The 357-nt window shown below is 37.5% G+C and carries 1 protein-coding gene; it reads left to right on the top strand.

Going from position 1 to position 357, the window contains the following annotated elements; translation table 11 throughout:
- Positions 1 to 357, top strand: a 357-nt coding sequence (locus P3R27_RS14985; RefSeq protein ID WP_369075748.1) for a BspA family leucine-rich repeat surface protein, incomplete at both ends; no start/stop codon positions are given.

The following is a 357-nucleotide window of genomic DNA, read 5'->3' as shown; positions in this document are numbered from 1 at the left end:
AATGCCGAAAGTTTACAAGTGATAGATGTTTCCAATTGGAATACGTCGAACGTTACCAATATGGGATGGATGTTCAGTGGTGCAAGGAATCTAGAAACCCTAAATGTTTCCAATTGGAATACGTCGAACGTTACCAATATGCGAGTAATGTTTTATAATGCCGAAAGTTTACAAGTGATAGATGTTTCCAATTGGAATACGTCGAACATTACCAATATGGGATCAATGTTTCATAATGCCGAAAGTTTACAAGTGATAGATGTTTCCAATTGGAATACGTCGAACGTTACCAATATGGGATGGATGTTCAGTGGTGCAAGGAATCTAGAAACCCTAAATGTTTCCAATTGGAATACG

The organism is Enterococcus spodopteracolus (assembly GCF_030441955.1).
GTDB lineage: Bacteria > Bacillota > Bacilli > Lactobacillales > Enterococcaceae > Enterococcus_B > Enterococcus_B spodopteracolus.
Note: the sequence above shows the minus strand (reverse complement) of the source record. Positions and strands in the feature narration are given on the sequence as shown.